The organism is Ralstonia sp. 25mfcol4.1 (assembly GCF_900104095.1).
In the GTDB taxonomy this organism is placed as follows: domain Bacteria; phylum Pseudomonadota; class Gammaproteobacteria; order Burkholderiales; family Burkholderiaceae; genus Cupriavidus.
Window position 1 is genome coordinate 62,820 of the sequence record NZ_FNJO01000014.1, and the last position, 24,911, is coordinate 87,730.

21 protein-coding genes and 1 tRNA gene are annotated in these 24,911 nt (G+C 65.3%); 9 read left to right on the top strand and 13 right to left on the bottom strand.

The window, feature by feature from the left end; all coding sequences use genetic code 11:
* Positions 1 to 28: 28 nt before the first annotated feature.
* From BLQ58_RS22065 to BLQ58_RS22075, 3 genes are all read right to left on the bottom strand, one after another.
* Positions 29 to 1,492 (bottom strand): chloride channel protein, encoded by a 1,464-nt coding sequence (locus tag BLQ58_RS22065; protein ID WP_092602060.1) that lies wholly within the window; start codon positions 1,490 to 1,492, stop codon positions 29 to 31.
* Positions 1,493 to 1,583: 91 nt separating this feature from the next.
* The gene (locus BLQ58_RS22070) at positions 1,584 to 2,552 is read right to left on the bottom strand and encodes a Bug family tripartite tricarboxylate transporter substrate binding protein (RefSeq protein WP_092602062.1); all 969 of its coding nucleotides are present in this window, start codon (positions 2,550 to 2,552) and stop codon (positions 1,584 to 1,586) included.
* Between the two features lie 109 nt (positions 2,553 to 2,661).
* Positions 2,662 to 4,155 carry an acyl-CoA synthetase gene (locus BLQ58_RS22075; protein ID WP_092602064.1) on the bottom strand — a complete coding sequence of 498 codons (1,494 nt, stop codon included), beginning with the start codon at positions 4,153 to 4,155 and terminating at the stop codon, positions 2,662 to 2,664.
* A gap of 152 nt (positions 4,156 to 4,307) precedes the next feature.
* Between BLQ58_RS22075 and BLQ58_RS22080 the strand changes: the two genes are divergently transcribed.
* The 3 genes from BLQ58_RS22080 (at position 4,308) to BLQ58_RS22090 (ending at position 7,172) form a co-directional block, all read left to right on the top strand.
* On the top strand, positions 4,308 to 5,228 hold the full coding sequence (locus BLQ58_RS22080; protein WP_092602066.1) for a LysR family transcriptional regulator: 921 nt from the start codon (positions 4,308 to 4,310) through the stop codon (positions 5,226 to 5,228).
* 77 nt (positions 5,229 to 5,305) lie between these two features.
* Positions 5,306 to 5,818 carry a winged helix-turn-helix transcriptional regulator gene (locus BLQ58_RS22085; protein WP_092602068.1) on the top strand — a complete coding sequence of 171 codons (513 nt, stop codon included), beginning with the start codon at positions 5,306 to 5,308 and terminating at the stop codon, positions 5,816 to 5,818.
* On the top strand, positions 5,805 to 7,172 hold the full coding sequence (locus tag BLQ58_RS22090; protein WP_092602070.1) for an MATE family efflux transporter: 1,368 nt from the start codon (positions 5,805 to 5,807) through the stop codon (positions 7,170 to 7,172). The genes BLQ58_RS22085 and BLQ58_RS22090 overlap by 14 nt, the downstream gene beginning before the upstream one ends.
* A 251-nt stretch (positions 7,173 to 7,423) precedes the next feature.
* Here BLQ58_RS22090 and BLQ58_RS22095 read toward each other — a convergent pair whose 3' ends face one another.
* Positions 7,424 to 9,835 (bottom strand): carbohydrate-binding family V/XII, encoded by a 2,412-nt coding sequence (locus tag BLQ58_RS22095; RefSeq protein ID WP_092602072.1) that lies wholly within the window; start codon positions 9,833 to 9,835, stop codon positions 7,424 to 7,426.
* A gap of 211 nt (positions 9,836 to 10,046) precedes the next feature.
* Here BLQ58_RS22095 and BLQ58_RS22100 point away from each other — a divergent pair, with 211 nt between their 5' ends.
* Complete coding sequence (locus tag BLQ58_RS22100) at positions 10,047 to 11,189, top strand: metallophosphoesterase (protein WP_092602074.1); 1,143 nt, start codon at positions 10,047 to 10,049, stop codon at positions 11,187 to 11,189.
* A gap of 166 nt (positions 11,190 to 11,355) precedes the next feature.
* Here the strand turns inward: BLQ58_RS22100 and ettA are convergent, their stop codons facing one another.
* Positions 11,356 to 13,023: an energy-dependent translational throttle protein EttA gene (ettA, locus tag BLQ58_RS22105; protein ID WP_092602075.1), complete on the bottom strand. Its 1,668-nt coding sequence runs from the start codon at positions 13,021 to 13,023 to the stop codon at positions 11,356 to 11,358.
* Between the two features lie 157 nt (positions 13,024 to 13,180).
* Here ettA and BLQ58_RS22110 point away from each other — a divergent pair, with 157 nt between their 5' ends.
* Positions 13,181 to 13,405 (top strand): hypothetical protein, encoded by a 225-nt coding sequence (locus tag BLQ58_RS22110; protein WP_092602214.1) that lies wholly within the window; start codon positions 13,181 to 13,183, stop codon positions 13,403 to 13,405.
* A gap of 37 nt (positions 13,406 to 13,442) precedes the next feature.
* Positions 13,443 to 13,955: a M48 family metallopeptidase gene (locus BLQ58_RS22115; RefSeq protein WP_092602216.1), complete on the top strand. Its 513-nt coding sequence runs from the start codon at positions 13,443 to 13,445 to the stop codon at positions 13,953 to 13,955.
* 46 nt (positions 13,956 to 14,001) lie between these two features.
* Here BLQ58_RS22115 and BLQ58_RS22120 read toward each other — a convergent pair whose 3' ends face one another.
* Positions 14,002 to 14,898 (bottom strand): endo alpha-1,4 polygalactosaminidase, encoded by an 897-nt coding sequence (locus BLQ58_RS22120; RefSeq protein WP_092602076.1) that lies wholly within the window; start codon positions 14,896 to 14,898, stop codon positions 14,002 to 14,004.
* Between the two features lie 369 nt (positions 14,899 to 15,267).
* On the opposite strand from BLQ58_RS22120, the gene BLQ58_RS22125 reads away from it, so the two are divergent.
* Positions 15,268 to 17,154, top strand: coding sequence for a PhoX family protein (locus BLQ58_RS22125; protein WP_092602077.1), 1,887 nt, complete (start codon positions 15,268 to 15,270; stop codon positions 17,152 to 17,154).
* 157 nt (positions 17,155 to 17,311) lie between these two features.
* Here the strand turns inward: BLQ58_RS22125 and BLQ58_RS22130 are convergent.
* The 6 genes from BLQ58_RS22130 to petA form a co-directional block, all read right to left on the bottom strand.
* A tRNA-Thr gene (locus BLQ58_RS22130) sits at positions 17,312 to 17,387 on the bottom strand.
* A gap of 52 nt (positions 17,388 to 17,439) precedes the next feature.
* Complete coding sequence (locus tag BLQ58_RS22135) at positions 17,440 to 17,940, bottom strand: ClpXP protease specificity-enhancing factor (RefSeq protein ID WP_092602079.1); 501 nt, start codon at positions 17,938 to 17,940, stop codon at positions 17,440 to 17,442.
* 29 nt (positions 17,941 to 17,969) lie between these two features.
* Positions 17,970 to 18,581 (bottom strand): glutathione S-transferase N-terminal domain-containing protein, encoded by a 612-nt coding sequence (locus BLQ58_RS22140; RefSeq protein WP_008643086.1) that lies wholly within the window; start codon positions 18,579 to 18,581, stop codon positions 17,970 to 17,972.
* A gap of 296 nt (positions 18,582 to 18,877) precedes the next feature.
* Positions 18,878 to 19,621: a cytochrome c1 gene (locus tag BLQ58_RS22145; RefSeq protein ID WP_092602081.1), complete on the bottom strand. Its 744-nt coding sequence runs from the start codon at positions 19,619 to 19,621 to the stop codon at positions 18,878 to 18,880.
* Positions 19,622 to 19,658: 37 nt separating this feature from the next.
* Positions 19,659 to 21,062, bottom strand: coding sequence for a cytochrome b (locus tag BLQ58_RS22150; protein ID WP_092602083.1), 1,404 nt, complete (start codon positions 21,060 to 21,062; stop codon positions 19,659 to 19,661).
* Between the two features lie 2 nt (positions 21,063 to 21,064).
* A complete protein-coding gene (gene petA / locus BLQ58_RS22155; protein ID WP_092602085.1) occupies positions 21,065 to 21,682 on the bottom strand; it encodes a ubiquinol-cytochrome c reductase iron-sulfur subunit in 618 nt (205 codons plus the stop codon).
* A gap of 244 nt (positions 21,683 to 21,926) precedes the next feature.
* On the opposite strand from petA, the gene mscL reads away from it, so the two are divergent.
* Positions 21,927 to 22,361, top strand: a complete 435-nt coding sequence (mscL, locus tag BLQ58_RS22160; RefSeq protein WP_092602087.1) for a large conductance mechanosensitive channel protein MscL — start codon at positions 21,927 to 21,929, stop codon at positions 22,359 to 22,361.
* A gap of 42 nt (positions 22,362 to 22,403) precedes the next feature.
* Here mscL and BLQ58_RS22165 read toward each other — a convergent pair whose 3' ends face one another.
* Positions 22,404 to 23,150: a Nif3-like dinuclear metal center hexameric protein gene (locus BLQ58_RS22165; RefSeq protein ID WP_092602089.1), complete on the bottom strand. Its 747-nt coding sequence runs from the start codon at positions 23,148 to 23,150 to the stop codon at positions 22,404 to 22,406.
* A gap of 20 nt (positions 23,151 to 23,170) precedes the next feature.
* Here BLQ58_RS22165 and BLQ58_RS22170 point away from each other — a divergent pair, with 20 nt between their 5' ends.
* Positions 23,171 to 24,364 (top strand): Do family serine endopeptidase, encoded by a 1,194-nt coding sequence (locus BLQ58_RS22170; RefSeq protein WP_092602091.1) that lies wholly within the window; start codon positions 23,171 to 23,173, stop codon positions 24,362 to 24,364.
* Positions 24,365 to 24,911 lie beyond the last annotated feature (547 nt).

The following is a 24,911-nucleotide window of genomic DNA, read 5'->3' on the forward strand; positions in this document are numbered from 1 at the left end:
CGCCACTATCTGACTCGCCTTTCGGGCGTCATGCCGGGGAATCCTTCCGCGCGATGGCCGTCGCCTCCCGGCGAAACGCATGGCCCATGTGGTGATAGAACGGATGCGGATTGAACTGGCGCGACAGGAACGACGCCAGCAGAGACGCCGCCAGCAGGTAGATGGTCAGGTCCTGCGTGCGCGTCATTTCCATCACGATCACGCTGGCGGTGATCGGCGCCTGGGTGGCTGCGGCCAGGAAGGCCGCCATCGACACCAGCGCCAGGACGCGCGGCTCGGCCATGCCGGACATGAAATGGGTCACGAAATCGGCAATGTTCGCGCCGATGCCCGCGCCGATGGCCAGCGCCGGCGTGAAGATGCCGCCCGGGACGCCCGCGAAGTACGACACCACCGTGGCGACGAACTTGGCCAGCCCGAACCACAGCGTGCTGTGCGGTTCGCCGTTGATCAGCCCGGACGCCTGCTCATAGCCCGTGCCGAACGTGGCGCCGGCAGTGGCCCAGCCCACCACGGCGACGACCAGCCCGCACAGGAAGGCCACGCAGACCGGATGGGCGGTCGTCCATCCGCGCCATGCCGCAGGCACCAGGCCGGGCACGCCGCGAATCAGCAGCTTGGCGAACAGGCCGCCTGCCACACCGTTGACCACCGCGCACAGCATGACCGGGCCCCACGCGTCGTGCAGCACCAGCATCGGCACCTTCACGCTGAAGTACGGATTGTTGCCCAGCACGGCCAGCGACAGGAAACCGGCTGTCAGCACGCCGGACAGCACCAGCCTGTCCCACCGCACCGCCGTGCCGCGCCCCAGTTCCTCGATGGCGAAGACCACGCCGGCCAGCGGCGTGTTGAACGCTGCCGCCAGGCCGCCCGCCGCGCCGGCCGCGATCAGCGAACTGGGATGAAAGCCGATGCGGAAGCGCAGCTTCTGCTGGCACCACTGTCCCCAGGCCAGCATGGCAGCGGCCCCCACCTGGACCGATGGTCCCTCCCGCCCCACCGACGCGCCGGCCAGCAGCGCACCGGCGGTCAGCACCACCTTCCACATCGATTGCCGGAATGACACGAGCACGGTCTGCGCCACGCCGGCCGGCGGCAGCGTCACGGCGGCGATCACCTGCGGAATGCCGGAGCCGCGCGCCTGCGGCGCCAGCCGGATCGTCAGCCAGCGCAGCGCGGCCAGCCCGAAGGGCAGCATCACGAAGGCCAGCCACGGCGTGGCCGTGGTCAGCTTCGCGTTCCAGCGCAGCGCAATCTCGGCGATGTAGGCAAATACCATCGAGAACAGCGCCACCCCGCCAGCGCCGCACATGAACGCCGCATAGCGCATCGACGTGCGCGAGATACGGCCAACCTGGCGCGTCTTGCGATTTGCCGCGCGACGCGCATGAACGCGGAGTTCTCCGAGCCGGTCGCGGCGTGCGGCAGGTTCCGATGGCGGACTGGAATCAGGAAGGTTCGAATCAGGCGGCTCGACAGGGGCGGTCATGGCGTCGATGCGGAAAGCATGCGGGGGCGTAAAAAACGCCCTCAACTATACGCCCCTGAACTTCCGCACCATACGGTTGCGCCGCGCCGGTTCAGTCCAGGCTGATGTTGTTGGCGCGAATCACCTTGCCCCAGTTCTCGCGGTCGGCTTGCACGTAGCGGTCAATCTCCGCCTGGCTGCGAGGCTGTTGCACGATCAGTCCGAGCGCATTGAACGTGTTGCGGAATGCCGTCTCGGTCAGCACGTGCGATGCGGCGGCCTGCAGTTTCGCGACAGCCTCCGGCGGCGTCTGGGCCGGCACGGCCAGGCCGAACCACGTGGCCGCATGGAAGTTGGGGTATCCGCTTTCGGCCACCGTCGGCACATTGGGCAGGACATCCAGCCGCGCGCGGCCCGTCACGGCCAGCGCCTTGAGCTTGCCCGCCTTGATATGCGGCAGCGAGGTGCTGACCACGTCCACCATCAGCTGCGTGTCGTTGGCCAGCAGCGACGCCAGCGCCGGCGCACTGCCGTTGTAGGGCACGTGCGTCATCTCGACGCCCAGTTCCGACTTCAGCATTTCCGTGGCCAGTTGCAGCGGATTGCCGAGCCCCACCGACGAATAGTTGAGCTTGCCGCCCGCCGCCCTGGCATATGCGGCAAAGTCCTTGATGCTGCTGGCCGGCACCTGGTTGTTGGTGACCACCACCAGCGGCACCTCGACGCCGATCAGGATGACCTTGAAGTCCTTCGGGTCGTAGCCGGTCTTCTTGTAGAGCATCGGATTCAGGACCATGCTGGCGCTGCTGCCCATCAGCACCGTGTAGCCATCCGGCTGCGCCCGTGCCACGCCCTGCGTGCCCACCATCGTGTTGGCGCCGGGGCGGTTCTCCACCACCACGGGCTGCTTCATCTCGCGCGCCATGCCTTCGGCCATCGCACGGCCAAACTGGTCGGTCGAGCCGCCCGGGGTGTACGGAACCACGAGCTTGATCGGCCGGTCGGGATAGGCGGCCACGGCGGGGGCAGTGAACGCGATCCCCAACAAGGCGGCGCAGATGCTGATGGCAATACGGTGCATGGTTGTCTCCTGCTTTATATGAATGGAATCGCGATGCCGGCGCCTGCCCTCTCCGCCGACCCTCTCCCGCCGTGCGGCAGAAGGGCAAGCACCGTGGGGCAAGTCGTGATCAGACCCGCCGCTGGCGGCCTGCCCAGTGCTGGTCCCGCAACCGGCGTTTGGCCAGTTTGCCGGTTTCGTCGCGCGGCAGCCGTTCCACGATCTCGATCGAGCGCGGCACCTTGAAGCCCGACAGCCGGCCGCGCAGCCATTCGATCACCGCAGCGGATTCCACGTCGGCGCCGGGCACCGGCTCGATCACGCCGTGCAGCCGTTCGCCGTACTCGTCGTCCGGCACGCCGAACACTACGCAGTCCGCCACGCCCGGATAGCGCACCAGCTCATGTTCGATCTCGGCCGGATAGATGTTCACGCCGCCCGAGATGACCATGTCCGACGCGCGGTCGCAGATGAAGAGATAGCCGTCGGCATCGACGTAGCCCATGTCGCCCAGCGTGACGCGCCCGTCGATGTCGATCTCCCGGCGCGCCGGGTCGTTGTTCAGGTAGGTGAAGTCGGGATAGGCGGGCTGCCGCACGTAGACCAGACCCACCTCGCCTGGCGCGCAAGGCCGGCCGTTCTCGTCGATGATGCGCACGCTGGCTTCGTCCACGGGGCGCCCGGCCGTACCGGGGCGGGCCGCGGCGTCCTCTGGCGTGGCCACGGTGACCAGGCCAGCCTCGCTCGACGCGTAGGTCTCGTGGATCACCGGACCAAGCCAGTCGAGCATTGCGCGCTTCACCTCCGGCGAGCACGGCGAGCCGGTGGACGCGACAAAGCGGATCGACGAGAGGTCGTACTTCGCGCGCACTTCGGGCGGCAGCTTCAGCAGCCGCACGTACATGATCGGCACCAGGTAAAGCACGTCGATGCGGTGCTTTTCCACCAGCGCCAGCACCTGCTCGGCATCGAAGCGCGGCGCCAGCACCAGCCGCTCGGCCATCTGCAGCGCGTTCTGCACGTACACGCTCGGCGCGCTGTGATAGAGCGGCGCTGCCATCAGGGCACGGCAGCCGGGCACGATGCCGTAGGCCTGCCGGATCAGCGAGCGCAGGCGGTCCTGCTGCGCGTCCAGGTCCGCCAGCGGCACCGCCTGGCGCAACACGCCCTTGGGCCGGCCGGTGGTGCCGGACGTGTAGGCCAGATGCCCGCGCGGCGCCACGCGCGGCCCGTCGTAGGCGGTTTGCGCGGCCAGCCACGGCTCGTATTCGATCGCATCGGGATGTGAGCCGCCCACCACCAGCACCGCAACGCCGGCAGGCACCGTCGCCTGCACGGCCGGCAGCAGATCGGCATGGACGATCAGCGCGCGTGCGCCGCTGTCTTCGAGCAGGTAGCGCACTTCCTCGGCCATGAAATGCCAGTTGACCGGGCAGTAGTAAGTGCCGGCCGCGCGGCACGCGAACACCACGTCCGCGAACACCGGATCGTTGCGCAGCAGCACCGCGACCACGTTGCCCTCTTCCAGCCCCAGCCGCCTCAGCCCGCCGGCCAGCCGCATGCCGCGATCCAGCACCTCCGCGCCGGGGCGCTGCAACGATTCGAACCAGAGGTCTGCGGGCATGCGGGGTCTCCTTGTAGGGCTGCCGGGGGTGCGATGGGTCGCGAATTTCCACCGATGACTGGCCACTTTATCGATGCACGCCGGCATCGACAATCCCATCTGACCGAATCACAATGTTGCGTCAAACTTGACATTGCTTTCAGAGTCGTCGCATGGACCTCAACCTTGTGCAGGCCTTCGTGGATATCGTCGAAGCGGGCAACCTGGCCGAAGCGGGACGCCGGCGCGGCGTCACCCGGTCGCAGATCAGCCGGCAGCTGGGGCAGCTGGAAGAACAGGCCGGTGCCATGCTGCTGCGCCGGACCACGCGCCACCTGGAGATGACCGATGCCGGCCAGTCGCTCTACGAGCACGGCCTGCGCATCCTGCAGGAGATGGCCGCCGCACAGGCCGAGATCGACAGCCTGGGCAAGACACTGCGCGGCCATGTGCGCGTGAGCGTGCCCACCGGGCTGGGCGACGCCTTTATCGCCCCGCTACTGCTGCGCTTTGCCGAACTGCACCCGGGCATTTCGCTGCGCGTGTTCTTTGCCAACCGCGTGACCGACCTGATCGCCGCCGAGATCGACGTGGCGCTGAAGGTGACGTCGCTGCCGCCGCTGGACACCGTGGCGCGCGAGGTCTGCGCCATCCGCTGGCAGTTGTGCGCGTCGCCGGAATATCTGGCGCGGACCCCGCCGCTGCAAAAGCCGTCCGACCTGACGGCCTGCCGATTCCTTTGCCCGCCCTACACTTCGAGACGTTTCCTATTGACCCTGGGCCGCGATTCCGCGTGCGGGCCGGAGCGGCACGATGTGGAGATCACGCCCTACCTGCAATCCGAACACTTCCCGTTCCTGATGAACGCGGTGCGCCAGGGGCACGGCATCAGCCTGCTGCCGGTCTACATGGGGTGGGAAGATGTGCGCCGGGGCACGCTGGTGCCGGTGCTCCCAGACTGGAAGCCCGAAGGCCTCGGCAACCGCCTGTACATCATCACCACGCCAAACCCGCACCTGTCGATGGCCACGCGGGCGCTGATCGGGTTCCTGCGCGAGGCGGTAACAGGATTGCCGGTATTCGCACAAGCCTGACAAAAATCGCCTGCCGACTTTCAAATCGCAAGCTATTATCCTTTTTACTTGCATATCAAAAGTAAAAAGAGGAGACGATGGCACACACGGACTTTGCCAATATGCCGTGCCCGGTGGCGCGGTCGATGGCGATGCTGGGCGAGAGATGGGCGATCCTGCTGATGCGGGAGGTCTACTACGGCAGTTCGCGATTCGACGAATTCGAGAAGCATCTGGGCATTGCGCCCAACATCCTGAGCGCGCGGCTCAAGACGCTGGTCGAACATGGGCTGCTCGAAAAGGTGCCGGCACCCGGCGGCGGCGCGCGGCAGGTGTACCAGCTGACAGAGATGGGGCGCGACTTCTTTCCGGTCTACGTGTCGCTCAAGGCGTGGGCCGACCGCTGGCTGGCCGACGGCAAGGGGCCGCTGACCGTGCTGGAAGACAAGCGCGACGGCGGCGAGATCGTGGCCGGGTGCCTGACCCGTGCCGATGGCAGCACGATCACCGTCGATGACCTGCGTGTGCGGCCCGGCCCCGGCGCCGGCCGATATCTGCGCGAACGCTTTGGCGCGCAACCCGCCACGGAGGCCGCCGATGAGCAAGCCTGACGCATTGACGCTGAACGGCCCGGCCGCCGCCGTGGAGCCGGTTTCCAACGGCGAGATCGCCCGGCGCATTGCCGCGCTGGCCGCGCCCACCAGCCTGGTGGCCTTCCTCCAGGCCGGTTCCCAATTGATCGAAACGTGGCTGGCCGCGCGCCAGGGCACGGCGGCGCTGGCCGGCTGGGCGGTGGTGCTGCCATTCGCACTGCTGCTGCAGCAGATGTCGACCGGAGCGATGGGCGGCGGCGTGGTGTCGGCCATCGCGCGCGCGCTCGGTGCGGGCAAGCGCGACGATGCCTCGTCGCTGGTCATGCACGCGATGATCATCGCGGTGACGGCCGGACTGGCCTTCGCCATTGCGCTGGCCGGCTTCCCGCATCAGGTGTTCGGCGCCGTCGGCGGCAGCACGGCGGCCGAAGCGGCGGCGACCTATGCGATCTGGCTGTTCGGCCTCGGTGCGGTGCCGGCGTGGCTGGCCAATACGCTGGCGTCGGTGCTGCGCGGCGGCGGACGGCACGCGCTGGCCGCGCGCGTGCTGGCCGGCATGTGGATCGTGTTTCCGGTGCTGGCGTGGTGGTTTGCCGAAGGGCTGGGCATGGGCCTGGCCGGGATCGGCGCGGGGCTGGCGGCGGCATCGTGGGCGGCGGCGCTGATGATGGCCTGGGTCGTGATGCGCGGCGGTGCGGGCTTTGTGCCGACGCTGCGCGTGAAGCTGTCGGGCGCGCTGTTCCATCGCATTCTGGCGGTCGGCCTGATCGCCTGCGCGCTGGCATCGGTGGCCAACCTGACGACGATCCTGGTCACGGCGCAGCTGCGGCACTACGGCACCACGGCCGTGGCGGCCTATGGCATTTCGGCACGGCTGGAATTCCTGATGATTCCGCTGGCATTCGGCGTGGGCTCGGCGCTCACGGCGCTGGTGGGCCGCTCGGTGGGCGCCGGCGACTGGCATACGGCGCGCCGCACTGCCTGGGTGGGGGCGTTGCTGGCGCTGCTGCTGGCGGGCAGCGTCGGCGCCGCCGTGGGGCTTATGCCGACCCAGTTCGCCGCGCTGTTCACCAGGGATGCCGAAGTGGCCGCCATCGCGGCCCGGGCGCTGTCATGGGTCGGCCCGGCATTCGGTGGATTCGGGCTGGGCATGGCGCTGTACTTCGCGTCGCTGGGCGCCGCGCGCATGCGCTGGCCGATCGTCGCCGGCCTGAGCCGAATCGGCCTGGCCGCCGGCGGCGGCTGGGTGCTGGCCAATGTGGCCGGGATGGGCCTCGACGGCCATTTCCTGGGCGTTGCGCTGGGAATTACCGCTTATGGGCTGGTGACGGCGATGGGGGTCCGCAAAGGGGAGTGGTCGCCGCGTAGCTGATGCGGCGGACCGGCAAGACCGAGCAGACCCGCGCGTCGCGGCTGGTGGACGGCCTGCGCGCGATCCCGCCCGGTGGCCTGTCTGACTTGGGGGCGCGGGCCGCGGTGGAGTCGGTTTGAACGGCTTTACGCTCTGCCCCGGCCCCGCTCCCGCTTGAGGCGAGGGGGGAGGCAGACGGCGGGGTTTCCAAGGCTCCCGGCTTTTTCCTCTCTCCTGCGTGCGAGAGCGATCGCGCCGGAAGCGATGCAACGCTATCGCCGGAACCCGCCATGGAACCGGCCGCCACCGCCGCCGAACCTTCCGCCGCCGCCGGCAAAGCGTCCCTGCCACTGCTGGGCCGCCGCGCTGTTGAAGCGTTGCTGCCCGGCCTGCCGCGCCTGGCGCTGCTGATCCAGCCGGCCCTGCATTTCGCTGTTCTGCTGCATGGGCTCCCAGCCGTTGGTGGTGTGCTTCTGCCAGCCGTCGTCGGTGTGCTGGTAGACGTTGCCGTCATGGCCCGCGTAGACGTTGCCGTTGTTCCAGACCACGGCGTTGTCCTTGTTCGGATTGGCGACAAAGCCACGGCTGCCGGCTGTGTACTGGCCGGTCTGCGTGTTGCCGGCGATGCCCGCTTCGCCGGCGCCGATGCGGCCGGTCTGGGCGTTATATCCGGCCGCCTGCCGGCCGGCCGCATAGTTGCCCGTGTATTCATTGCCGGCCACGCCGCCGCGCCCGGCGCCCTCGCGCCCCGTTGATGGGTTGGCGAACGATCCCTGCCGCCCGGCCGCATAGTTGCCGGAATAGGGATTGAACGCGGCGCCCTGGCTGCCCTGGAAGCGCGCGCCCGTGGCCGGGTTGTAGCCGGCGCCGGCCGTGCCGCGCCACTGCGTGCCCGTCCAGGCGTTCCAGCCTTCGGCATGGGTCACGGTCCCCTGCCCCCAGCGGCCGTAGAAGTTCGCCTGGTTGATATTGACGAAGCTGCCGCCGCCATACCAGTACGGGCCCCAGTAGGGCGCCGCCGCGCCCCAGATCGCGCCGGCCGCGAAGCCGAAGGCGAATCCTTCGGCCACGCCGATGCCGAATCCCGCGCCATAGCCGTAGGTCACCGGGTAGCCGTAGTAGTACGTGCCGACATACGGCGGATAGACATAGCCGGTGCCGTAGACCACGGTGCCGTCCGGGTTCACCACCACGCCCAGGTAGCCCGGCGTGTAGCCGACCACCACCGTGGTCGGCGTGACCGAGTAGATGCGTACGTAGGTCACGTAGTACAGCGGCGAACTGGGCGGAATCGTGTAGATGGCCGATGGCACCTCGGTGGCCACCTGCCAGGGGCCGCCCGCCGCGCCGGCCGTGAACCAGACGCCGTTGACCACCGCGAAGTAGTGCGACGAATCGACCTCGATCACGGGCGTGGCGGTGTTGACCGCGTAGCGCAGCGACGTGCCGGCGATCGACTCGAACCTGGGCGTGCCGTCGTAGGTCACGGTCGTCGCGGCCTTGGTGCGCGACACCGAGGCCGTCTGCGGAATCGTGGCCGCGATCTCGGCCTCGCGGGCCTGCGGCGTGCCGGGCACCGACACCAGCACGTTGGCCTTGGGATCCTGCGGCGAGATTTTGGCGAACTCGGCCGGCAATTGGGTACCGGGCACGTATTCCCACGGGCCGTTGAGCATCGCCGCGCGGAACCAGCGGCCCGAGATCAGCACGTAGGTCTGGTTGCTCGACGGATCGATGAGCACCGCGTGGTCGGCATTCGACATCGTCAGCAGGCCGGTGCCGCCCACGGGCGTCATTTGCGGTTCGCCCGATGTCAGGATCAGTTCAGCCGGCCGCGTGGCCATCAGCACCACCGGGGCGCGCGGTGGCTTCTTGCCGTCGGCGGGCATCATCGCGTCGGGCTTCGGCTCGTCCTTCGATGCGGTGATCTTGCCGGCCGCCCCCAGCAGCGCGGCAGGCGGGCTGGACACGGGCTCCCACGTGCCGCCGGCCGATTCCGAGCGATACCAGTAACCGGCCGCCTGCAGCCACAGTTCGCCGCCGGCATCGCGCAGCAGGAGCGCGCGGCTGTTGATGGCGCGCTCATACGATGTGCCGGCCACCTGGCGCCAGGCCGGGTCGCCATCGACATGGACCATCAGCGTGGGCGTGGTTGCAAACAGGATCTGCGGGGCGTCGTTCTTCACCGGCACGCGCTGCGCCTTAGCCAGCTGCTGCGATACCGCGTAGCTGGCTTGCAGTTCCTCCAGCGGTACGGTCAGCCCCTGGGGCGACAGCCGGCCGATCAGCGCCTGCCGCACCCTGTCGGCGGCATCGGGGCGGGTGGGCACGTCCACGCTGTCGATCTGGATATTCGTCAGTTGCACCAGCGACGACGGCTTGTCGATATCGGCCTGCGCCGAGAAGCGCGCCACGCCATAGACCGGCGTGCCCTGCCTGGCGCCGATGGCCACGGCCGCGCGCCCCGACAGCCGGTTGCCGTCCCATTTCTCGATTTCGGGCTGGTAGAGCTCCACGTGGTCGCCAGCCACCTCGAAATTACGCGGCCAGCTCAGCGGCGCCAGCTTTTGCGCGGCACTGGCTGCGGACGCGGACTTGGCGGACACCCCCGCCGGCGGCAGGGCGGCCAGCAGCGCCACGGCAAGCAAGGTCAGGCCCAGACGGGCGGGCTTCGCACAGGACATGGAATCTCCAACATTCGGCGTCAGATGAATCTAAATTAGTGCGGTTGCAGGAACAATGTGCGGCAAAAACATTCATTGGCCTTGCGGAAACCGGACAGATCACATGGGTGCCTCAAAGTGGTGCACCGTGCATGTTTCGTTTGAAACAGACCCTTGAAGCGCAGCTGGCACAGCCTCACCTACACTCGAATCCGACTCTGACGCCCCTGCCATGAGTACCAGGCGCTCCCGCCGTTCCCTGCTGGTTCCCACCGCGATCGTGGCCGCGCTGCACGCCTATATCGGCGCGCGGCTGCTGCCCGCCCTGCCCCTGCCGGCCGTCGTCCATATGCTGGCCGTGCTGTGGCTGATCGCCTCGACCGTGCTGATTCCGGCCGCGCTGATGGCGCGGCGGCTGGCGGGCGACTGGGCCGACCGGCTGAGCTGGCTCGGCATGCTTGCGATGGGATTCTTCTCATCGCTGCTGGTGCTGACCTTTGCGCGCGACATCTTCCTGCTGGTGGCGATGCTGGCCCGCTGGCAGCCGGCGGGGCTGGCCTTCTACAGCGCGTCGGCGGTGGTTGGGCTGGCGGTGGCCGTGTCGGCGATCGGCTATTTCAATGCGCGCGGGCTGGCGCGGGTGAAGAAGGTCGATGTGCCGATCGCTAACCTGCGGCAGGAATTTGAAGGTTTTACGATCGCGCAGATCAGCGATATTCACGTGGGGCCGACCATCAAGGCGCCCTACCTGAACCGCATCGTCGACAGCGTGAACGGGCTGAAGCCCGACGCCATCGCCATTACCGGCGATCTGGTCGACGGTTCGGTGCGCGAGCTTTCTGCCCACACCGCGCCGTTTGCGCGGTTATCCGCGCCGCATGGCGCCTACGTGGTAACGGGCAACCACGAGTACTACTCGGGCGCGGAGTCGTGGATCGAGGAACTGACCCGCCTGGGCCTGCGCGTGCTGATGAACGAGCACGTGGTGGTGGCACGTGGCGACGCATCGCTGGTGCTGGGTGGCGTGACCGATTTCACGGCCGGGGGCTTTATCGAAAGCCATCGCAGCGACCCCGTGCGCGCGCTGCACGGCGCGCCGGCCAACGCCGCGGCACGCATACTGCTGGCGCACCAGCCCCGCTCGGCGCCAGCGGCCGCCGCAGCCGGATTCGACCTGCAGCTATCCGGACACACCCACGGCGGCCAGTTCTGGCCGTGGAACCTGTTCGTGCCGATGCAGCAGCCCTATGTGCATGGGCTGAACCGGCATGAAAGCATGTGGATCTACGTGAGCCGCGGAACGGGCTACTGGGGTCCGCCGAAGCGGTTTGGCGCGCCGTCGGAGATCACGCTGGTGAGGCTCGTCCGGGCTTGATGCTGCCACTGACCTCCCTGCTCCCTCTCCCTCTTGGGGGAGAGGAGTTGGGGGAGAGGGCATGGGGATTCTGCTTGCCAGCTTGCCGTAATTCGAACCGCCGGGCCCTCTCCCCCGCCCCTCCTCCCATCCATGGGATAGGGGAGAAAACCGAACCTGTCGCCGATCAGCGAGTGATCGGCTTGTAGCGGATGCGCTTCGGCTTCGCGGCTTCTTCGCCCAGGCGCTTCTTCTTGTCGGCTTCGTATTCCTGGTAGTTGCCGGGGAAGAACTCCACGTGCGAATCGCCTTCGAAGGCGAGGATGTGGGTGGCGATACGGTCCAGGAACCAGCGGTCGTGGGAGATCACCATGACGCAGCCGGCGAATTCCAGCAGCGCGTCTTCCAGCGCGCGCAGCGTTTCCACGTCGAGGTCGTTCGACGGTTCATCGAGCAGCAGCACGTTGCCGCCCGCGATCAGCGTCTTGGCCATGTGCAGCCGGCCACGTTCACCGCCTGACAGCGTGCCGACGGTCTTCTGCTGGTCGCCGCCCTTGAAGTTGAAGCGGCCGATGTACGCACGCGACGGCGTTTCGTAGCGGCCCACGGTCAGGATGTCCGACCCGCCCGAGATTTCCTCGAACACGGTCTTGCTGCCATCCAGCGCGTCGCGGCTCTGGTCCACGAATGCCATCTTCACCGTCGGCCCGATCTTGATCTCGCCGCTGTCCGGCTGTTCCTTGCCGGTCAGCATCTTGAAGAACGTCGATTTGCCGGCGCCGTTCGGGCCGATGATGCCGACGATGGCGCCCGGCGGCACCTTGAAGCTCAGGTTCTCGATCAGCATGCGGTCGCCAAAGCCCTTGCTGACGTTGTCGAATTCGATGACTTCGTTACCCAGGCGCTCGCCCACGGGGATGAAAATCTCCTGGGTTTCGTTGCGCTTCTGGTATTCCTGGCTGTTCAGTTCGTCGAAACGGGCCAGACGCGCCTTGGACTTGGCCTGGCGGCCCTTCGGGTTCTGGCGCACCCACTCCAGTTCCTTGTTCAGCGCCTTCTGGCGGGCCGACTCGGTGGCCTCTTCCTGCTTCAGCCGGTCTTCCTTCTGCTCCAGCCACGAGCTGTAGTTACCCTTCCAGGGAATGCCATGGCCGCGGTCCAGTTCCAGAATCCACTCGGCGGCGTTGTCCAGGAAGTAGCGATCGTGGGTGACGGCCACCACGGTGCCCGGGAAGCGCGTCAGGAACTGTTCGAGCCAGTCCACCGATTCGGCGTCGAGGTGGTTGGTCGGTTCGTCGAGCAGCAGCATGTCGGGGCGCGACAGCAGCAGGCGGCACAGCGCCACGCGGCGCTTTTCACCGCCCGACAGATGGCCGATCCTGGCGTCCCACGGCGGCAGGCGCAGCGCGTCGGCGGCAATTTCCAGCTGCAGTTCGACGTTGTTGCCGTCGCTGGCGGCCAGGATCGCCTCGTACTTGGCCTGGTCGGCGGCCAGCGCGTCGAAATCGGCGTCCGGCTCGGCATAGGCTGCGTAGATCTCGTCGAGCTTCTTGCGGGCCTCGAACACGCCGCCCAGCGCTTCTTCCACCGATTCTCGGACGGTCTGCTCGGGGTCGAGCTGCGGTTCCTGCGGCAGGTAGCCGATGTTCAGGTTCGGCATCGGCGTGGCTTCGCCCTCGATCTCCTTGTCGAGACCGGCCATGATCTTCAGCAGCGTGGACTTGCCCGAGCCGTTCAGGCCCAGCACGCCGATCTTGGCACCGGGGAAGAAGGACAGCGAGATGTCCTTGAGAATGTGACGCTTGGGCGGAACGATCTTGCCCACGCGGTTCATGGTGAAAACGTACTGTGCCATGGAGCGTGTTCGGTTGGATTCGGTTGGAATGCGGGAATGGCGGGAGTGTAGCAAACGGACCGGCCCCGATCGCCGGCCCCGGGCCCTGGCCCGGCAGCCGATGGGCGCGGCCGGTACAATGGCCGGTTTCGCATCGACGCATTTTTACCCCATTCCCATGAGCAAACCCGCCCTGACCCTCAAGTTCAAGTGCAAGAAGTGCGCGAAACCCGTCACGCTGTATCTGCAGAAGACGTCGGCGTGCTCGCACATCACCCCGTACCAGGGCTTCTGCAAGTGCGGCGAAATGATGCGCCACGCCCTGGGCGACAAGGATGCCGTGGAGTCGTTCGTGCATTCGATGGATAACAGCTGGATGCATCACCACCATCACCACCACTGACATGACCGAAGGCTGGCGGCCGGGCGTGAAAGACCCGATGCGATTCCTGGGCGGCTATCCGCCCAATGTGCTCGACCAGGTGCGCGCCGCAATGGCGGCCGGCACGCTGGGCGACCACCTCGCGCGCCGCTACCCCGGGCATCACACGGTCCAGACCGACCGCGCGCTCTACGAGTACACGGCCGAGATCAAGCAGGAATACCTGCGCAGCGCCCCGCCGCTGCACAAGGTGGGCTACGACGCTCGGCTGGACACCGCGCAGCACGCGCTGGGCCTGCACACGGCCATCTCGCGCGTGCAGGGCGGCAAGCTGAAAGCGAAGAAGGAAATCCGCGTGGCGTCGCTATTCAAGGGGGCGCCCCCCGAATTCCTGCGGATGATCGTGGTGCACGAACTGGCGCACCTGAAGGAATCGGACCACAACAAGGCGTTCTACCGGCTCTGCGAACATATGGAACCGCAGTATCACCAGCTGGAATTCGATACGCGCCTGTTCCTGGCGTGGCGGGAAATGGAAAAGGCGGACAGCCGCGAAGCCGCCCGCCCCTGAGTCCCCCGACTACCGCTTCGTAGTCGATTCTTTAAATTTCAGATCCTCAGTCGCAGCTGTAGCGGAACTTGTCGTTCAAGGCGAGCGGCAGCACCAGCGTCCGGAGGTTCAGCGCCTGGGCCTTGGCACAGAGCTTCTGCCGCGTGGCGGCATCCTTCCACTTCGACTGGTATTCGACGTTGAACACGGGCTTGCCCTGCACGGTGAAGGCCGAATAGCCGCTGCACTCGTTGTACTGGAAGCACTGCTCGTTCACCGCGAAATCGAATGACGGCGCCAGATCGCTCAGCTGCGCGACGGCGTTCTTCAGGCCGATCGCCAGGCCCCGGGCATGCGCCTGATCGGCCAGGAAGCGGTTGTAGTCAAGCTGTGTGGCGGCCGTGAGCGGCAGGCCGGGGTTGTTGGTATAGCCGTCGACGTTGTCGGCATCGATTCCATCGCAGCCCTTGGACTTGGCCAGGTCCATGCGCGCCTGCATGATGGCGCGCACGTTGGCCGAGCGCGTATCGAGCCAGCGTTCGCCCGCCCAGCCATCGAGTGCGTTGCCCATGTCAGCCGGCTTGAACTTCGCGTAGTCGGGGCGCCAGTCCTCGCTGCTGCCTGCGGAGAAATAGCACACCACCCGCTTGCCCTGCGCCTTCAGCGCATTGATGGTGGCTTGCGGTGTATCGAAGAGGTCGATGTCGTAGACCGCCACGTTGTAGCTGGTGTTGATCGTGCCTTGCAGCTGAAGCTGCCACGTGTCGGTGAGCGACGGCATCCAGCGCGTAGGGCTGGCCGTGACACTGCTGCTGACGGCCTGCGTGGAAAGCGTGGATGCCTCGGACACGCGCACCACCGATCCGCCACTATCGTCACCGCCCCCGCCGCAAGCGGCCAGCGTGGCGACGAGACTTGCCAGGGCCAGTCGCACCGGGCGGCAGCCTGCCAGTTTGCTAAGCATGTTTGACCTCTCCTGTTGTACCCAACCAAGAACTACCACTTGTGTTTTGCCCTTTTTGGAAAGGGTCGATCTGGCGTGACGCCGATTATGCGCGAGACAGGCCCCGACGCCATAGCCTTGAGGTTGACCGCCTCGGCCATCGCACCGGACTCCGCAATCCCCATCAGGGGCTTGCCCGCTTTAGCGTTATCGGATGCGGTCATGCAAACTGAAGCACCCCTCGAACGCAGACCTGCAACCCGCACCCATTGGCTGGATGAGCAGTCATTCAGTAACTAAACCGACACATTTGTTCCCTAGTATCGGCCGCGGCTATTCCCCGCCGGCACCGTATTCACGGCGGGCCCCCCGCAAATACTGGAGGAACACATGTCGTACATCACCGACAAGCTGCGCGCCCCGCGCCGCGAGGCCGAAGGCAACAAGACTGTCCCGGGTCAAACGCTGGAAGAGTTGGTCGCCGCCAATCCGGCGCGCCGCCGCGTGCTGCGGGGCAGCCTCGGCGTTTCACTGCTGTCCGCATTCGGCGGCGGCACACTGCTGGCCGCGTGCGGCGGCGACGGTGACAACGGTGCCGTACCGGCGCCGTCGCCCACCCCGGCACCCGCCCCCGCCCCGGCTCCCGGCCAGCAGCCGCTGGACTACAGCGTCAACTTCCAGTCGCTGCCATCGAAGATCACAGCCAACCAGGTGACGGTGGCCAAGGATTACCAGTCGTACGTGCTGTTCTCCGCCGGTGATCCCGTGGCGGCGGGCGCGGCCGGCTACAAGGGTGCGTTCCAGACGTCGATGGAAACCGAGCAGCAGGCCGGCGGCAATCACGACGGCATGCACTTTTTCGAGATCCCCGGCGTCGACCCGCAGAAGGGCGGCCTGCTCGCGATCAATCACGAAGCGCCCGACGCGGCCATCCTGATGGCTGGGTCCTACAATCCGGCCACGGCCACCGCAGAGCAGAAGCGCATCGCACTGTCATCGGTGGGCGTATCCGTCATCGAGATCGAGCTGGTTGCCGACAAATGGCAGGTCAAGCGCAACTCGCTATACAACAAACGCTACTCGGGCAACACGGCCTATCGCGTCTCCGGCCCGGCTGCCGCCGCCGTGGGCCCGGTGGTCATCGGCACGCTCAACAACTGCTCCAGCGGCCATACGCCGTGGGGTACATACCTGACCTGCGAGGAAACCACCGACAACTACCTGGACCCTACGCAAGCCGAAGAAGGCTACGGCTGGATCGTCGAAATCGACCCGCTGCAACAGATTGCCGGCCTGCCCGTGAAGCGCACCGCCATGGGCCGCTTCGACCATGAAAACACCGCGTTCATGGCCGATGCCAACAACCGCGTGGCCTTCTACATGGGCGACGACGGCACGCCCGGCTGCATCTACAAATTCATCCCGACCAGCGCGTTCGACACGACCAACCGGCTCAACAACGCGAGCCTGCTGGACGACGGCACGCTGTACGTCGCGAAGTTCAACGCCGACGGATCGGGGGAGTGGATCGAACTGACCCAGGGCAGGAATGGCCTCGTGGCCGGCGCATCGGACCCCGGCAACTGGACGCAATTCGCCACCGCGCCCACGCCTGCGCCGATCGACTTCAACACCCAGGCCGACGTGCTTGTCAACACCAAGGCGGCCGCCCGCGTCGTGGGCGCCACGCTGATGGACCGCCCGGAATGGATCACCGTGGGCCTCGACAAGACGATCTTCTGCACCCTGACCAACAACGGCGGCCGCGTACAGACCGACGCCGCCAACCCGCGCGCCAACAATCCCCACGGACACATCATCCGCTGGCGCGAGGACGGCGACTCGCCACTCGCAACGAGATTCAAGTGGGAAATCCTGCTGCTGGCCGGCGACCCATCGATCGCGGCAGCCAACCAGAAGGGCAACATGACCGGCGCCACCTTCAGCAGCCCCGACGGCATCCGCGTGGACCCGAAGGGCCGCCTGTGGGTACAAACCGACGCCGGAACGGGCTCATCCACGACCAGCATCTTCGGCGCCAACTCGATGCACTACGTCGACCAGGTAACCCGCGAAGTGCGACGCCTGCTGGTAGGACCGGTCGGCTGCGAGATCACCGGGCTGGCCTACACGCCCGACTTGACCACGTTCTTCGTGAACATCCAGCATCCGACGGGAACGGGAGCGGCCGGCGGCAACTGGCCGGACGCCAATTTGCCGTCAAGGTCGTCGACGGTGGTGGTGCGGCATGTGGGGGGAAAGCCGGTGGGGGCTTGACGGGGCGCCGTTGAGGTGACGCCGCCGCGGGGGTTGGGGACCCGCGGCGTATCTTGCTGTCGTGCTTGCCACGTTCTGCGGCTGCGGAACGTCGGCGCCGAGCGAGAGGCGGGAATGCAAAAAAGCCACGCTTTCGCGTGGCTTTTTCACATGAAACTGGTGCCGGCTGCAGGACTCGAACCCGCCACCTGATGATTACAAATCAACTGCTCTACCTGATGAGCTAAGCCGGCATGTTTGGTGCAGACCGCGATTCTACTGCATGCGGTGTGTCTTGGCGATGGCTTATTTGACCACCTTCAGCGACGGCTTCTTGCCGCCGATGCGGGGTACGGGGGGCGGGTTCGGGTCGTCGTCCGAGCCGTCAGCGCCCTCTTCCGCCGTGACCGGTGCCGGCGTGTCGGCGTCTACCGGGGCCAGTTTGGGGGGCGGGTTGTTTTCGCGCTCCGTGGCGGCCTGGGTTTCGGGGACGCTGCGTTCCACCGGGAATGCCATGCCCTGGCCATTTTCGCGCGCATAGATCGCCAGCACGTTTTCCACGGGCACGTCGATCTTGCGCGAAACGCCACCGAAGCGTGCGCTGAAGGTAATCCACTCGTTGCCCATGTCCAGGCCGCTGGTCGCGTCGAAGCTGACGTTCAGCACGATTTCGTTGTTTTTTACGAACTCGCGCGGCACGTTGGTGTTGCCGTCGACAAAGACTGCGATATACGGCGTGAAGCCGTTATCGGTACACCATTCGTAAATGGCGCGGATCAGGTAGGGCTTGGTGGAAGTTTCTGGCATTACGCTTGTGCGGTGGCGTCGGGTCCGTCTTAGCGACGCATGACCTTTTCAGAGGGGGTCAGTGCTTCGATGTAGGCCGGGCGGCTGAAGATGCGTTCCGCGTACTTCAGCAGCGGCGCGGCGTTCTTCGACAGTTCGATGCCGTAATGGTCCAGGCGCCACAGCAGCGGGGCGATGGCCACGTCGAGCATCGAGAACTCTTCGCCCAGCATGTACTTGTTCTTGACGAAGATCGGCGCAAGCTGCGTCAGGCGGTCGCGGATGGCGGCGCGGGCACGCTCGTGGTTCTTCTCGGCGGCCTTGCCCTTTTCGTTCTCCAGCACGTAGACGTGGGTGAACAGTTCCTTTTCGAAGTTGAACAGGAACAGGCGGGCGCGCGCGCGCTGCACCGGGTCGGCCGGCATCAGCTGCGGGTGCGGGAACCGCTCGTCGATGTACTCGTTGATGATGTTCGATTCGTACAGGATCAGGTCGCGCTCGACGAGGATCGGCACCTGGCCGTACGGGTTCATGACCGAAATGTCTTCCGGCTTGTTGAACAGGTCAACGTCGCGGATCTCGAAGTCCATGCCCTTTTCGAACAGGACGAGGCGGCAACGTTGGGAAAACGGGCAAGTGGTACCCGAATACAACACCATCATGGTTGAATTCCTTGGGTGTGAAGTGCGCCAAATCTATGGAAATTTGACGAACTTGGCGGTGCTAGGTCTGGACAGGGCAAACATTCTGTCAGAACGGCCCATCGAAAAGCAAATTAGTTACAAATAGCCGACCTCTCCGGCAGGTGTCTTTCGCGGCGCTTTCTGCCCGGATAGCGCAAAACGAAAGGGCCGGCGCGGTGCTGCACTGCTGCAACTTCCGCGCCGGCCCTTCCGGGGGCGAGTCATGCGTTGTTACATATTTCGTTACAACTGCCGGCCTTCGCGCCACGGCGGGCTTACTTGACGTCCTTCCAGTACGCGGCGTTCAGGCGCCAGGCGAACACCGTCAGCACCCCCAGGAACAGCAGCACCCAGACGCCCAGGCGTTTGCGGTGGCTTTGGGCCGGTTCGGCCATCCAGTTCAGGTAATTCACCAGGTCAGCCACGGCCTGATCGTATTCCTGCGTGCTCATCTTGCCCGGGGTGATCTGCTCCCATCCGGCCAGCTTGTGCACCTTTTCGCCGTGCTCTTCCACCTCGGCGTACTTGGGCGCGCGCTGGCCCTGCAGTTCCCACAGCACGTGCGGCATGCCCACGCTCGGGAAGACCAGGTTGTTCCAGCCCGTGGCGCGCGCGTCGTCGCGGTAGAAGGTGCGCAGGTAGGTGTAGAGCCAGTCGTTGCCGCGTGCGCGGGCGATGACCGACAGGTCCGGCGGGATGGCACCGAAGAAGGCCTTGGCATCCTTCGGGGGCATGGCGATCGTCATCGTTTCGCCAACCTTGTCGGCCGAGAACAGCAGGTTCTGGCGGATCTGGTCGTCCGTCAGGTCCAGGTCCTTGAGCCGGTTGTAGCGCATCATCGACGCGCCGTGGCAGTTCAGGCAATAGTTGACGAACAGCTTGGCGCCACGCTGCAGCGACGACACGTCGCTCGTGTCCAGCGGAGCCGGTTCCAGCGGATAACCGCCTTCTGAGGCCATCGCGGGCAGCGCGGCAAGGCATGCGCCGACCAGTGCGAAGATCGAAAGCAACTTTTTCATCTTGTGTCCTTGTCCTCTTGTAGGGTCGCGCAGCGTCTTAGTGCGGATGGAACGTGACGCGCTCCGGCACCGGCTTGAACGTGCCGGCACGGCTCCACAGCGGCATGGTCAGGAAGAAGGCGAAGTACAGCAGCGTACCAAGCTGCGACACCTTCTCGCCCACCGGCGACGGCGGTTGCACGCCGAGGTAGCCGAGGACCAGGAACACCACCACGAAGACGATCAGGATCGACTTGTGGAAAGCGGGACGATAGCGGATGGACTTGACCGGCGAGCAGTCGAGCCACGGCATGAAGAACAGCACGATGACCGAGCCGCCCATCACCAGCACGCCCCAGAACTTGGCGTCGATGAAATAGAAGCCCACGGCCAGCACCACCAGCACGGCGATCGAGCCGATGCGGATGCGTGCATCCTTCGTGCGCAGGAACACCATGCCCAGCACGACCGCGAAGAACAGCCACAGGATCGGCAGGAAGTTCGACGTCGTGGCGCGCAGCATCGAGTAGAACGGCGTGAAGTACCACACCGGCGCGATGTGCGGCGGCGTCTTCAGCGGGTCGGCCGGGAAGAAGTTGTTGGCTTCCAGGAAGTAGCCGCCGACTTCCGGGAAAAAGAAGATCACGGCCGAGAAAATGATCAGGAAGCCGGTCACGCCCAGCAGATCGTGCACCGAGTAGTACGGATGGAACGGGATGCCATCCAGCGGGATGCCGTTTTCGTCCTTCTTGGCCTTGATTTCCACGCCGTCCGGGTTGTTCGAACCGACTTCGTGCAGCGCGATGATGTGCGCCACCACCAGGCCCAGCAGCACCAGCGGCACTGCAATGACGTGGAACGAGAAGAAGCGGTTCAGCGTGGCATCGCTCACCACGTAGTCACCACGGATGAACAGCGACAGGTCCTGGCCGATCACCGGGATCGCCGAGAACAGGTTCACGATCACCTGCGCGCCCCAGTACGACATCTGGCCCCACGGCAGCAGGTAGCCCATGAACGCTTCGGCCATCAGGCACAGGAAGATCAGGCAGCCGAAAATCCAGACCAGCTCGCGCGGCTTGCGGTACGAGCCGTACAGCAGCCCGCGGAACATGTGCAGGTACACCACGACGAAGAACGCCGAGGCGCCCGTGGAATGCATGTAGCGCACCAGCCAGCCCCACGGGACCTCGCGCATGATGAATTCCACGCTGGCGAACGCCACGGGAATGCCGGCCGCGTTGAGCGTGCCGTCCGGCTTGTAGTTCATCACCAGGAAGATGCCGGTGACGATCTGGATGACCAGCACCAGCAGCGCCAGCGATCCGAAGAAGTACCAGAAGTTGAAGTTCTTCGGTGCGTAATACTTGGAGAGGTGGTCTTCCCAAAGCTGGGTTGCGGGGAAACGGGCGTCGATCCAGCCCAGCAGCCCGGTAGTCTTGACTTCTTTTTCGGCCGCCATGATCACGCTTCTCCTTTCTCGTCCTTGCCGATCACGATCTTGGTGTCGGACAGGAACTGGTACGGGGGTACGTCAAGATTCTGCGGGGCAGGCTTGTTCTTGAACACGCGGCCTGCCAGATCGAAGGTGGAACCGTGGCAGGGACACAGGAAGCCGGGGTCCGCGCCAAGCTGCGGGTTGGCGCCAGAGGCGAACGGGCCCGAGGGAGAACAGCCAAGATGGGAGCAGATGCCGACCACGACCAGCAGGTCCTTGTGTTCGGCGCGCGAGCGGGTCTCGTTCTTGCAATAGTCCGGCGTCTTCATGGTGAAGGGAACGTCCGAACCGGGATCCGCGACCTCTGCGTCGGTCTTCTTGAGCGAGGCAAGCATTTCGGGGGTACGGCGCAGGATCCAGACCGGTTTGCCGCGCCATTCAACCGTCATCATTTCGCCGGGTTTCAGGCCGCCCACGTCGGCTTCGACGGGCGCCCCGGCGGCCTTGGCCTTTTCCGACGGGGCAAAGGTGCTGACGAACGGTACTGCTACTGCAACGCCTCCTACGCCGCCCGCGACAGATGTCGCGATCAACCAATTGCGGCGACCTTTGTCTACGTTCTTCACGTCTTGCTGGTCACTCATTCCAAACCCCAGGGGATGTCATCAATTGAATCCTGCGTCAACAAAAAATTATACCTGAGGCACATCTGGCGACGATAGGCGAACTACTGATAGCCGTGGCGCCGATAATCGTTCATGGGATCGGATGTGGGATCGCAGCACAGAGCGTTCTAATGCGGCATCCAGACTTGCACTCGAGGTTGCGATGATGCAGGCTTTGTCAAATACAAACGTTAATCTGGAACAACAAATTGGAGAAAAACCGATGGGAATGATGAGCGAGTTTCGAACTTTCGCGATGCGCGGCAACGTGATCGATCTGGCTGTGGGTGTGATCATCGGCGCTGCGTTCGGGAAGATCGTCGATTCTGTCGTCAACGACCTGATCATGCCGCTGGTGGGCCGCGTCCTGGGCAAGCTCGATTTTTCCAACATGTTCATCATGCTGGCCGAGCCGCCGCCGGGTGTGCCGCACACCCTCGATGCATTGAAGAAGGCCGGCGTGCCGGTGTTCGCCTACGGCAATTTCCTGACCATTGTGGTCAACTTTGTCATCCTCGCGTTCATCATTTTCCTGATGGTCCGGGCGTTCAACAAGATGCGCGAGAAGGAGCAGGAAGCCCCGAAGCCGGCCGAAACGCCCGAGGACATCAAGCTGCTGCGCGAAATTCGCGACAGCCTGAAGGCCCCGCGCGCCTGATCGCGCCGGATCTGGCTGGCTGAAAATTCCGGGCCTGGCTGCTCAGACCGGGTTCGGAATATCGATGAAGGTGTGGCGCAGGTCGAAGCGTTGCGCCAGATGTTCGCCCACGGCCCGGATGCCATATCGCTCCGTGGCGTGGTGGCCCGCCGCGATATAGGCTACCCCGCTCTCTCGCGCCAGATGCGTGGTGGGCTCCGACACTTCCCCGCTCAGGTAAACATCGACGCCCGCCGCGACGGCCGCCGCGAAATACCCCTGCGCGCCGCCGGTGCACCAGCCCACGCTGCGAACCATCTGATCCGGATCGCCAAGGGTGAGCGGTTCGCGATCGAGCACGCCACCCACGTGGGCGGCGAAGGCGTGCAGCGGCATCGGCTGTGGCAACGTGCCCGTCCAGCCGAGTTGGTCGTCGCTGAAACGACCGTTGGGTGCGATGCCCAGTTGCAGGCCCAGTTGCGCGTTGTTGCCCAGTTCCGCGTGATTATCCAGCGGTAGGTGGAACGCCAACAGGTTGATGTCGGCCGCCAGCAGTTTCTTCAATCGTGCGTGTTTTTGACCGATGACACGTGCATCTTCGTTCTTCCAGAAGTAGCCGTGATGCACCAGGATGGCGTCGGCACCGGCTTCGATGGCCGCGTCGATCAGCGCCAGGCTCGCGGTGACGCCAGTGACGACGTGGGTGACTTCCGGGCGACCTTGCACTTGGAGCCCATTCGGGCAATAGTCCTTGAAGCGGGAAACTTCCAGCAGGTCGTTCAAGTACAATTCCAGCTCTTTGGTTTTCATTTTCTGGTCAAAACTCCGATATGTTGCGCCGATTCTGGCTGTTCTTCGCTCAGGCCGTCACGGTCGTGCTGGCCGTGTGGTTTGTGATAGCCACGCTCAAACCCGAGTGGCTGCAACGCGGTCGGGTGGCCGTGCAGTCGGGGTCGCCTATCGTGGCACTGAAGGAAGTCGTGCCAAGCGTGGCTGGCTCCGCAGCCCAGGGTTCCTATAGCGATGCCGCCAAGGAAGCCATGCCCGCGGTGGTCAACATTTTCACCAGCAAGAACGGCACGAAACGGTCGCCCAATCCGCAGGCGGAAGATCCGTGGTTCCGGTTCTTCTTTGGCGACCGGCTGCCGGAACGCCAGGAGCCCGTGTCCAGCCTGGGTTCGGGCGTGATCGTCAGCGCCGAGGGTTACATTCTAACCAACCACCATGTGGTGGATGGCGCCGATGAAATCGAGGTGGCGCTGACCGACGGCCGCAAGGCTAACGCCAAGGTCGTGGGCTCCGATCCCGAGACCGATCTGGCCGTCCTCAAGATCACGCTCAAGGATCTGCCAGCCATTACGCTGGGGCGCATCGAGAACGTGAAGGTGGGCGATGTGGTGCTGGCCATCGGCAATCCGTTCGGCGTGGGCCAGACGGTGACGATGGGTATCGTCTCGGCGCTGGGACGCAGCCACCTGGGCATCAATACGTTCGAGAACTTCATCCAGACCGACGCGGCGATCAACCCCGGCAACTCGGGCGGCGCGCTGGTGGATGCCCAGGGCAACCTGCTGGGCATCAACACTGCCATCTATTCGCGCTCCGGCGGTTCGCTGGGTATCGGTTTCGCTATCCCCGTCTCGACGGCCAAGCAGGTGATGGAGTCGATCATTTCGACCGGCAGCGTGACGCGCGGCTGGATAGGCGTGGAGCCCCAGGACCTGACCCCGGAGATCGCCGAGTCGTTTGGCCTGGACGCGAAGGAAGGCGCGCTGATCGCCGCAGTGGTCCAGGGCGGCCCGGCCGACAAGGCCGGCGTGAAGCCCGGCGACGTACTGGTATCGGTCGACAACCAGGTGATTTCCGATACGACGGCGCTACTCAATGCCATCGCCCAGCTCAAGCCCGGCGCCGAAGTGAAGATGAAGGTCATTCGCCGCGGCAAGCCTGCCGAACTCGCCGTGATGATCGGCAAGCGCCCGCCTCCGCCGCGCCGCGCCATGCCGCTGGACGAGGAAGAGTGATGGTTTGCAGGCGGCTTCGCAGCCGCCCTTCGGCTGGCTGACGGTCAGCCGAACCATAGCGTTACAGCTTCATTGCAAAAGCCCCTGCCAGTGATGGCCGGGGCTTTTTTGTATTCTGGCAGGTGCCTGCCGGTAATTGATACGACCTGCAATATGGGCTGCGAACCGATGATGCGACCACGGTCGCGGCAATCGATCTCGCCTCGCACCAGCTGTGCACCCTCTGGAAGGAGGCCTGCGACAACGGCGCAGGACAGGAACGCAACACGAGACCGAATTGCGCGCGGATCTTCCCTCCCGCCCAATGCTGTACAAATGCCATCGGGAACGATCAGCCACGGCTGACGCCGAGCGCGTCCCTTGTGATGCGGGGCGTCCCGCGTCACCATTTCGGCCCACTCCGCATTTCATCCTCGCCAGCCAGGGACCAGTACGGAAGGCGAGAGCCGTGACGCGCGGCCCTATGCGTCACACCAATAACAAAACGCCGGCATCCTTGCGGATGCCGGCGTTTTGATCAAGCCGAATCTGAAGCGGGCTTACACCC

Excerpts from the sequence above, each read along its gene's own strand:
- BLQ58_RS22065 (WP_092602060.1), bottom strand. The coding sequence starts at position 1,492 with ATGACCGCCCCTGTCGAGCCGCCTGATTCGAACCTTCCTGATTCCAGT.
- BLQ58_RS22070 (WP_092602062.1), bottom strand. The coding sequence starts at position 2,552 with ATGCACCGTATTGCCATCAGCATCTGCGCCGCCTTGTTGGGGATCGCG.
- BLQ58_RS22075 (WP_092602064.1), bottom strand. The coding sequence starts at position 4,155 with ATGCCCGCAGACCTCTGGTTCGAATCGTTGCAGCGCCCCGGCGCGGAG.
- BLQ58_RS22080 (WP_092602066.1), top strand. The coding sequence starts at position 4,308 with ATGGACCTCAACCTTGTGCAGGCCTTCGTGGATATCGTCGAAGCGGGC.
- BLQ58_RS22085 (WP_092602068.1), top strand. The coding sequence starts at position 5,306 with ATGGCACACACGGACTTTGCCAATATGCCGTGCCCGGTGGCGCGGTCG.
- BLQ58_RS22090 (WP_092602070.1), top strand. The coding sequence starts at position 5,805 with ATGAGCAAGCCTGACGCATTGACGCTGAACGGCCCGGCCGCCGCCGTG.
- BLQ58_RS22095 (WP_092602072.1), bottom strand. The coding sequence starts at position 9,835 with ATGTCCTGTGCGAAGCCCGCCCGTCTGGGCCTGACCTTGCTTGCCGTG.
- BLQ58_RS22100 (WP_092602074.1), top strand. The coding sequence starts at position 10,047 with ATGAGTACCAGGCGCTCCCGCCGTTCCCTGCTGGTTCCCACCGCGATC.
- ettA (WP_092602075.1), bottom strand. The coding sequence starts at position 13,023 with ATGGCACAGTACGTTTTCACCATGAACCGCGTGGGCAAGATCGTTCCG.
- BLQ58_RS22110 (WP_092602214.1), top strand. The coding sequence starts at position 13,181 with ATGAGCAAACCCGCCCTGACCCTCAAGTTCAAGTGCAAGAAGTGCGCG.
- BLQ58_RS22115 (WP_092602216.1), top strand. The coding sequence starts at position 13,443 with ATGCGATTCCTGGGCGGCTATCCGCCCAATGTGCTCGACCAGGTGCGC.
- BLQ58_RS22120 (WP_092602076.1), bottom strand. The coding sequence starts at position 14,898 with ATGCTTAGCAAACTGGCAGGCTGCCGCCCGGTGCGACTGGCCCTGGCA.
- BLQ58_RS22125 (WP_092602077.1), top strand. The coding sequence starts at position 15,268 with ATGTCGTACATCACCGACAAGCTGCGCGCCCCGCGCCGCGAGGCCGAA.
- BLQ58_RS22135 (WP_092602079.1), bottom strand. The coding sequence starts at position 17,940 with ATGCCAGAAACTTCCACCAAGCCCTACCTGATCCGCGCCATTTACGAA.
- BLQ58_RS22140 (WP_008643086.1), bottom strand. The coding sequence starts at position 18,581 with ATGATGGTGTTGTATTCGGGTACCACTTGCCCGTTTTCCCAACGTTGC.
- BLQ58_RS22145 (WP_092602081.1), bottom strand. The coding sequence starts at position 19,621 with ATGAAAAAGTTGCTTTCGATCTTCGCACTGGTCGGCGCATGCCTTGCC.
- BLQ58_RS22150 (WP_092602083.1), bottom strand. The coding sequence starts at position 21,062 with ATGGCGGCCGAAAAAGAAGTCAAGACTACCGGGCTGCTGGGCTGGATC.
- petA (WP_092602085.1), bottom strand. The coding sequence starts at position 21,682 with ATGAGTGACCAGCAAGACGTGAAGAACGTAGACAAAGGTCGCCGCAAT.
- mscL (WP_092602087.1), top strand. The coding sequence starts at position 21,927 with ATGGGAATGATGAGCGAGTTTCGAACTTTCGCGATGCGCGGCAACGTG.
- BLQ58_RS22165 (WP_092602089.1), bottom strand. The coding sequence starts at position 23,150 with ATGAAAACCAAAGAGCTGGAATTGTACTTGAACGACCTGCTGGAAGTT.
- BLQ58_RS22170 (WP_092602091.1), top strand. The coding sequence starts at position 23,171 with ATGTTGCGCCGATTCTGGCTGTTCTTCGCTCAGGCCGTCACGGTCGTG.